Origin of the sequence: Mesorhizobium sp. M7A.F.Ca.MR.148.00.0.0 (genome assembly GCF_003997735.1) — a bacterium.
Taxonomy (GTDB): Bacteria; Pseudomonadota; Alphaproteobacteria; order Rhizobiales; family Rhizobiaceae; genus Mesorhizobium.
The window spans coordinates 1-401 of record NZ_RZTB01000419.1 but is presented as its reverse complement, the minus strand read 5'-3'; the positions used below and the strand labels follow the sequence as shown (position 1 = coordinate 401).

Annotated in this window: 1 protein-coding gene; it reads left to right on the top strand. The window is 65.3% G+C overall.

Annotated elements, in window-relative coordinates; all coding sequences use genetic code 11:
- Positions 1-41 precede the first annotated feature (41 nt).
- On the top strand, positions 42-401 hold a 360-nt coding region (locus EOB49_RS34785), incomplete at its 3' end, for a DUF3995 domain-containing protein (protein WP_164781973.1).

Genomic DNA, 401 nt, shown 5'->3' with positions numbered 1-401 from the left:
GCGATGAAGCATGAAACCCAGTATTCGCGACTGTTCCGCTCATGATTTTTCTCGCCTGCTCGCTCTCCTTTGTCCTGCTGCTGATCACCACGCTGCATGTCTATTGGGGCCTTGGCGGCGTCTGGCCGGGCCAGGACGCAGCCTCCTGCGCTCGCGCCGTGGTCGGCTTTCGCGGTGTCGATGAGATGCCGACGCCGTTCGCCAGTTTTGCCGTGGCCGCGTGCCTGTGCCTGGCGACACTGTGGCCGCTGGCGCTCGCAGGCGTCTTTGCTTCACCCTTCCCAAAGCAGGGGCTCGCCGCCACTTCGCTGCTCATCGGTCTGGTGTTCCTGGGCCGCGGCATAGTCGGCTTCACGCCATGGTGGCGGCGGCTGGCGCCGGAACAACCTTTCGCGCGGCTC